Origin of the sequence: Sphingopyxis sp. LC363 (assembly GCF_000756385.1) — a bacterium.
GTDB lineage: Bacteria > Pseudomonadota > Alphaproteobacteria > Sphingomonadales > Sphingomonadaceae > Sphingopyxis.
Map to the genome: position 1 here is coordinate 1 of NZ_JNFC01000062.1, position 7,590 is coordinate 7,590.

A 7,590-nucleotide genomic window follows, 5' to 3' on the forward strand; every position below is an offset into this window, starting at 1 on the left:
GTGCTGCGCGACAATCAAGGTGAGAACAGCGCGACAATCTAGATGAGAATGGCGGGGGGGTGTCTGTCGGGACGAGGGGCGAAGCCCCGAGGAGCGACAGACACACCCCCGCAAGCGTCTTTTCTTTTGGAATGGCGCTTTTGGTGATCGTGACCTGCCAGGTGGCGCCTCCTTTGGAAGGGGAGATGCGGTGCCCGGGAGACATATCAACGATCATCAGGTGAGATTATATATGAAGATGAGACAGACAGTGTCGCCGCGCTCGGCGGCGGCGTGCGCGGCGTTCAGCACGGCAACGGCGTATCGGCTGGAGCGGGATGCGCAGTTGCCCTCGCAGAAGAAAGAGCCGCGCGGTCGCCGGCGCCCCGATCCGCTGGCGGATATCTTCGATAGCGAAGTTGTACCGCTGCTGGAGGCGGCGCCGGGACTCCGGGCCGTGACGGTGTTCGAAGAAATGCAGCGTCGTCATCCTGAGCTTCCCGATGGGGTGCGGCGGACGATGGAGCGTCGGGTTCGAAGCTGGCGGGCGCTGCAAGGCCCGGATCGCGACGTGATCTTCCGCCAGGTGCACGAGCCGGGTCGGATGGGGCTGTCGGATTTTACCGACATGGCCGATCTGGGCGTACACATCGCCGGGGTCGGGCTCGATCACCGGCTGTACCACTTCCGGCTCGCCTGTTCTGGCTTCGAGCATGCCCATGTGATCCTGGGCGGCGAGAGTTATGTCGCGTTGGCGGAGGGGCTGCAGAATGCCCTGTGGGCGCTGGGCGGCGCGCCGCGCGAGCATCGCAGCGACAGTCTGTCGGCGGCGTTCCGGAATCTGGATGCATCGGCGCGCGAGGATCTGACGCACAGATATGACGCGCTGTGTCGCCATTACCGGATGGAGCCGACCCGCAATAACCGCGGTGTTGCGCATGAAAATGGCGCGATCGAGAGCGCGCACGGGCATCTGAAGGCGGCGGTGCGCGACGCGCTGTTGATGCGCGGATCGGCCGACTTCGACGACCTTGCGGAATATCGCTGCTTCGTCGACGAGATCGTCGCGCGCAAGAATGCGCGGTGCGCGAAGCGGATCGACGCCGAACGGGCGGCGCTTCAGTCGCTACCGAGCATGCGCACCAGCGATTATGAAGAGGTGCTTGTCATGGTGACCTCCTCGGGCGGGTTCACGCTGCGCAAGGTGTTCTACACCGTGCCGTCGCGGCTGATCGGCCATCGACTGCGAGTTCGACTTTACGACGATCGGCTTGAGCTGTTCCTCGGCGGCACACCGCTCTTTACGCTTCCGCGCGGCCGCGCCGAGCGCAGCGGCAAACATGGCCATGTCGTCGATTATCGCCATGTCATCCATGCGCTTCGGCGCAAACCGATGGCGCTGCTGAATCTTGTCTATCGCCACCAGCTCTTCCCGCGCGAGGCCTACCGGCGCATGTTCGATCGGCTGCTGGAGCGGCTCGCCGAACGGGTCGCGTGCCGGACAATGGTCGAGCTTCTTAGCCTCGCGCATGAGCGGGCCTGCGAGGCCGAACTCGCCGCTGTGTTGGAAACCCTGCTAGCGACGCCGCAGGGTATGCCGGACATGGCAATGCTTAGGGCGCGGTTCGCGCCCGACCCCGCGGCGCTGCCCGAGGTCATCGTCGAGCTCGTCCCGCTGAGCGCCTATGAAGCGCTCCTGGCTCCTCGCGCGGAGGAAATGGCATGAACCAGGGTATTGATGTCACAAAGCTCACGCTGATGCTCAACGAGCTGCGACTGCCGACAATCAAACAGCTCTGGCCGACGTTCGCCGAGCGTTCCGACAAGGAGGGCTGGCCGGCGGCGCGGTTCCTCAGCGCGATCACCGAGCATGAGATCGCCGAACGCGGTCGCCGCCGCATGGAGCGGCATCTGGCGGAGGCGAAACTGCTGCCGGGAAAAACGCTCGATACGTTCGACTTCGACGCGGTTCCGATGATATCGAAGGCGCAGGTGATGGCGATCTGTGCCGGAGACAGCTGGCTCGAAAATGGCGCAAACCTGATCCTGTTCGGCCCGCCCGGCGGAGGAAAATCGCATCTGTCGTCGGGCATCGGGCTCGCGCTGATCGAAAAGGGTTGGCGGGTGCTGTTCGTCCGCACCTCCGACCTCGTCCAGAAACTACAGGTCGCGCGCCGCGAGCTCGCGCTCGAGAACGCGATCAATCGGCTTGATCGCTTCGACCTTCTGATCCTCGACGACCTTGCCTATGTCGCCAAGGATCAGGCTGAAACCTCGGTTCTGTTCGAGCTGATCAGCGCGCGATACGAGCGGCGTTCGCTGATGATAACCGCCAACCAGCCGTTCGGCGAATGGAACCGGGTCTTCCCCGATCCCGCAATGACGCTGGCCGCCGTCGACCGCCTCGTGCACCACGCCACCATCTTCGAGATGAATGTCGAAAGCTATCGGCGGCGCACGGCTATCGAGCGAAAACAGCAGGGGGCAGGTCGCCCCGCCAAGGTCGCCACAGCCAAAAATACCGATGTGTCGCTCCCCGACAATCAACCTGAGACATAGGTCTTGCCAGCGGCAATCAAACACACCAAAACGACCTCGTCGCGATCAGCGCTTCTCATCCTGATCGTCGCTAACTTCTCATCCAGATCGTCAACCTGAGACATAGGTCTTGCCAGCGGCAATCAAACACACCAAAACGACCTCGTCGCGATCAGCGCTTCTCATCCTGATCGTCGCTAACTTCTCATCCAGATCGTCGCGCTACACAGCGGATTCGCAGAGCGACCCCGCAACGCGCCTCTGGGCACTCGACGGCCTTGTCTTCAACGACCTTCGACAGGGCGAATTTGAACCCGGCCAAGCCCGGATCAGTGAGATGCAGGACCTCCTTGATACCAATGACCTCGGTGAGGACGAATGGCTGGCCTGGGGCATGAAGCGCATGTTGCTCATGTCTATGACGGGCGACGTGGACGGCGTCCAGGAGATGCTGGGGCTGGTCGAAAAGCGCGTTCCGACCAAAGCCGAGCATCTGCGCGTCTTTCGTTACAATCGCGCCCTCGCACTGTTCAAGCTCGGGGACAATGGCACCGCGATCAGCGAGGCGGGGGAGCTCATGCAAGAATATTACAAGGAGCTTGGTATTACCCCTGGGGATGTTCTGGGGCGCAATCCACCCGAGCTGCGCCTGCTTCTCCCCAAAGACCGCGACCTCACCGATACGCTGAAACATCTGGCCGATACGCTTGACCTTCTCGCCCAAGCAACCGGCAGGAAGAGCCAGCGTTCTACGATGGCCCGTATTCACGCGATGAAGTTTTACGAGCTCGCTCAGGCCTTTCAGTCATTTGTACGGGTGGGCTTGGATCTCGTCGACGAACTGGTGTGGGTGAATGATTTCGCCGCTGCGAGGCAGACGCTAGAGGACACTATTTTCCCGACGATCCAAGCAGTCGGACTGGCATCATACGTGATCGAGGCCCGGGCACTTTATGCCGTGGTGCTTGCATATTGTGGCGATCACGAAGCGGCAGCCGATGAAGTGGCGCGGCTGTTACCGTTCGAGGAGGCGATGGACCCAAATCATCGAATCGCCTTCCAGGACCAGAAGCAGCTGATCCGCAATGCCAGACTCTATGGAGGGCCGCGTCAGCGGCGCGTTGAGATACCGGCGCCATTGCAGGCCTTGTTCGACCAGCGCCGCAGTTCTCCCAAGTCCGTCGAGACACGAAAGAAGATCGGCCGCAATGAGCGCTGTCCATGCGGTTCCGGCAGAAAATACAAGCAGTGCCACGGACGTTGACTTGCTGATCAAAACAGGCGTGCTTCCTCACAATAGACGGGTTCGTGCAACAACGAGGCCATCGCACCAAGAAGCGACCCCCTCTAGCCGCCTTCAAGACCGGCTCTAGGGCGAGCGCCCTCCCCGCGATCGGTCCGAGCTCGCGCCTGGTTTGAGCCAAGGGCGTGCCGTTCCAGGCCTTCCGGCGATGTCCGGAAAATCCTCCAGAGCATAGTTTGAAGCGCTGCATCTCTCAAATTGCTGAACATACTCCGGATATTCGGACGACATGTTGAGGGATAGGCATGGGACCATCATCCCGCAGCCTCCTACGTGTCACGCGCAAGGCGAGACATGGCGCGAACACATAGCAAGTAGCAAACAATGGCGGCCGGCACCGTCACGGTTCCACAAATGACAAGGCCTATGGCAAGGCCTCTGTCCGCGCCCCACATCTCTCCCAAACTGGCCGCTAAAGGCGGTCCCAAAGCGTAACCGATACCACTGACGCACAGGAGATGGAGTGAAACGATCCGGGCTCGCATCCGCCCGGGTGCATAATACTGCACCAAAAGAGGGGGCAACGCCCCCCAGGCGGCAAGGCAGCCCATTGTGCCAGCCACCCCGATCCCCACGCCGAGCGGCGTCGCGCTCATCGGAAAGAACACGAAAATGAATGCCAAGATTGACGCTGTCGTCAGCCCGTAGATTGGACCGCGGCCAGGACGACGACGATCGATCAAGGCGGCGAAGCCGGGCCATAGCAGCGTGCCGACGAGCCCAGCAACAAGGCCAAACGAGCCCACGAACGATGCTGCATCGGCGGGTTCCAGCCCATGGCCCCGGACCAAAATCATCGGCGCCCACGAAGCCAGGCTGAGACCGAACATAGTGGCAAGCCCCGAACCGAGCAGGAAGGGTATATAGAAAGCGCCACGCTGCCTCAGATAGACAAGGAAATCCTGTACACTCGCGGTAGGATCTGCGGGTTCGATGATGCGCGTCGGTTCACGGACGGTCATGGCGAACAGAATGGCCAGCAATGTCCCCGTGCCGCCTAGCAGGAAAAATACGACCCGCCACGCTTCCACCTCATAGGTCGGCGCGAATGTCTCCGCGATCCTCAGCGCGAAACCGCCCAGGATAAGCGCCCCCATGTTCATCATGGCGCCGACCGCCGCGTAGATCGACATCGGCAGCGTTCGCCGGTTGGCCGGGAACAGATCGGCGATCAGGGACACTGCCGCCGGTGTGAGAACGGCCTCCCCGATGGCCACGCCCGCTCGGAGAACCAGCAGGGAGCCGAACCCGGTCGCCAGGCCCGAAGCCCCGGTCGCCGCACTCCACAGCAGGACTCCGGCAACGATACCCCAGCGGCGATCCCGCGCATCCATCCATTGCGCGATCGGCACACCGATGGTGGCATACAGAAGCGCAAATGCTGTTCCGATGAGCAGGCCGAGTTGCGTGTCCGAAAGCCCGAGGGAGGCGGAGACGCCGGGCGCGATGATGACCAATATCATCCTGTCCACGTAGGAGAGGACGTAGAGAACGCACAGCACGAGCACGACATACCATCTGCGGCCGGAGGCGCCTGAAAACCTTATCCAATTCCGCATGGTGAATCCGTCCTGCTATGTCCGGGCCTATCATCCCGGCGCTCGCCTAACCCGTACGGCGTGCCCGCCCCGCTTGCCGATGCCGCCTGCCGCGCCGGGTCGGGTCGGGATCGGCGGCGGTGTTGCCGACAATCCCTTGGTCGCTCAGTCCCAGCCGTGCAGTTGCTCGAATGTCGGAACCGCACCGTTCACGATGTCACGAACTTTCACTTCGCCCGGCGGATAGCCCAATGTCTGGTCGGCGCTCTCACGCCACGCCTTGACGACCAGGTCCCGGGCAAGGCTGACCTGCCTCGCCGTCGCCTCTGTCATAAACCTGACGCCGCGCGGATCAGGGGCATTTGCTGGAAAACCGCCATCGTTGACCAGCTTGTACAGCGGCTCGGCAAAGGTCACATTATATTCAAACGCCTTGGCGAGGCAGACTTGGATATTGTCCTCGCAGACATGCAGGGGCGCGACCTCGTGCAGAACGCTCTCCCGCGTCAAATATTTCAGCACATATTGGCCTTCGACCACGAAGTGATCGACCTTGACCGGATATTTGCCGCGATCGGTCCCCGCCCATTCGTTGATGTGAATGCTGGTGTGCAAGGGCGACATCGCGTCGCCTGCCCAGTGCACCAGCAGAGCGAGATGCTCCGTTATCTGAGCCTGCCGCCGGTTCATATCCTGCCGCAGCCAGGCCAGCTGTTTTTCGTCAGTCCAGTTTTTGAGCGCTGCCGTCTGAACGCGATAATAGGCGAAATCCTGCTTCAGCTGCTCGAACTGGGTGATCATCGTATAATAAAGCGTACCCTCGTCACGCTCCGTCAGCCCCTTCTTGTGCAGGATGATGGCATATTCTTCCTGGGTCGGCGGGAAAGCGGACAGCTTCAATCCGGTCGCCGCCACCCCGTTGTCATCAAGCTTGGTATAATGCGCCGAATGGCGCTGGGCATCGAAGACAGGACCGGCATTACGCCAGCGATCCGGCTCCCGGGTCAGCTCACCGACATTGAGCGCGGCCGCATCAGACCGCAGGAATTCGGGCAGCTCGTCCGGCAGGCTCCTGATCGTTAATTCGCCCATATAGCGGTTGGATTCCGCCGCGGTCGCCGGACTGGCAAAGGCTGCCGTAGCGACAAGGGCCGTGGCCGCAAGCAAGTCGCGCAGGAAAAGGCCGCGTCCTGTCTGCGTGTCTTTCCCGCAATGCATGTGGTTGTTCAAAGGCATGTCCGCTCCATTCTATTACCAAGCCCGTAGGCGGGCTTTTTTGCTGGGATCAAAACTTCAGCTTGGCGCCGACCCGGAAGTAACGTCCGACGACATCGTAATATTGTGCATTGGTCGCCGTGAAGAGCGCCGGATAAGGAACAACGGGCGGATCCTTGTCGAGAACATTTTCGATGGACATGAACAGCGACGTGCCGCCGGCTTTGTCGAGAGCAAGGGTCCCGTAGAGATTGAGGTAAACGACCGAGGGTACCCTGTTGTTGGAAATCCGGTTCGAAGGAAGAGTATCGAAGGTGTTGTCGATCTTCCCCTTGCTGATGTACCGCAACTGCGCGGTGATCGACGATCCACCGTGCGAATAGGTGCCCGACAGAACCGAGGTCAGTCGCGCGATCGCGCCCGTGTTGACACCGCCATTTTCGCCGGCTCTGTTGACGGGACCGCTGCCCGCGCCAAGATCGATCTTGGCCTTGTCCATATAGGTGGCGTTCCAGCTGACGTCGAAAGTCCCCGGCAGGAAATCGCCAAGGCCGGTATGATATTGCAAGGCGAAATCATAGCCCACATACTGCAGGTTCGACAGGTTGAGCGCAGGGACGGACATAGAAGTTGGAGCGCCCGTGTCCGGGTCGAAGGTGAAGAAGCTGCACGCCAGGGCGTTGCCGGCGTCACACAAAGTTGCCGCGGCGCCCCTGATATTGGTGATGGCACCGCCCACCTTGATATCGAAATAGTCCAGCGAAGCGCTCAATCCCGGTGCGAAGCGCGGCTTGAAAACGGCACCGGCGGTAAAGGTATCGGCGATCTCTGGATCCAGGTCGGGATTGCCCAGCGACTGATTGGTCGGGATAAAGACCGAAAAGCCCTTCTGTCAACGGCGGAGCAAAAGTCGGCCATTCGGCGGCGTAAAACCAGGCCATCGTGTTACATGCCGGGGGGAGTGGCGTGAGGGCGTAGCCCGAGGGCCACTCCCCCCGGCATTGGTGTAATTTTCAG

Annotated in this window: 6 protein-coding genes; 3 read left to right on the forward strand and 3 right to left on the reverse strand. The window is 61.2% G+C overall.

The genetic code is table 11. From position 1 onward, the window contains the following. Positions 1-190 precede the first annotated feature (190 nt). From istA to FG95_RS21165, 3 genes are all read left to right on the forward strand, one after another. Positions 191-1,705, forward strand: a complete 1,515-nt coding sequence (gene istA / locus FG95_RS17650; protein WP_092958942.1) for an IS21 family transposase — start codon at positions 191-193, stop codon at positions 1,703-1,705. Beyond that, positions 1,702-2,538: an IS21-like element helper ATPase IstB gene (istB, locus tag FG95_RS17655; RefSeq protein WP_037557560.1), complete on the forward strand. Its 837-nt coding sequence runs from the start codon at positions 1,702-1,704 to the stop codon at positions 2,536-2,538. The genes istA and istB overlap by 4 nt, the downstream gene beginning before the upstream one ends. Positions 2,539-2,647: 109 nt before the next feature. Beyond that, positions 2,648-3,781, forward strand: coding sequence for a YecA family protein (locus tag FG95_RS21165; RefSeq protein ID WP_037557561.1), 1,134 nt, complete (start codon positions 2,648-2,650; stop codon positions 3,779-3,781). Between the two features lie 308 nt (positions 3,782-4,089). Here FG95_RS21165 and FG95_RS19980 read toward each other — a convergent pair whose 3' ends face one another. The 3 genes from FG95_RS19980 to FG95_RS17675 form a co-directional block, all read right to left on the reverse strand. Continuing rightward, positions 4,090-5,379, reverse strand: coding sequence for an MFS transporter (locus FG95_RS19980; protein ID WP_052182477.1), 1,290 nt, complete (start codon positions 5,377-5,379; stop codon positions 4,090-4,092). Between the two features lie 144 nt (positions 5,380-5,523). Continuing rightward, entirely contained in the window at positions 5,524-6,594 is a 1,071-nt protein-coding gene (locus FG95_RS17670) for a hypothetical protein (RefSeq protein WP_152567704.1), read from the reverse strand. Positions 6,595-6,643: 49 nt separating this feature from the next. Beyond that, positions 6,644-7,444 (reverse strand): TonB-dependent receptor domain-containing protein, encoded by an 801-nt coding sequence (locus tag FG95_RS17675; RefSeq protein ID WP_081933237.1) that lies wholly within the window; start codon positions 7,442-7,444, stop codon positions 6,644-6,646. Positions 7,445-7,590: the final 146 nt, after the last annotated feature.

Bases quoted from the DNA above. Each gene is read 5' to 3' on its own strand.
- FG95_RS17670 (WP_152567704.1), bottom strand. From the start codon at position 6,594: ATGCCTTTGAACAACCACATGCATTGCGGGAAAGACACGCAGACAGGA.
- istB (WP_037557560.1), top strand. From the start codon at position 1,702: ATGAACCAGGGTATTGATGTCACAAAGCTCACGCTGATGCTCAACGAG.
- FG95_RS19980 (WP_052182477.1), bottom strand. From the start codon at position 5,379: ATGCGGAATTGGATAAGGTTTTCAGGCGCCTCCGGCCGCAGATGGTAT.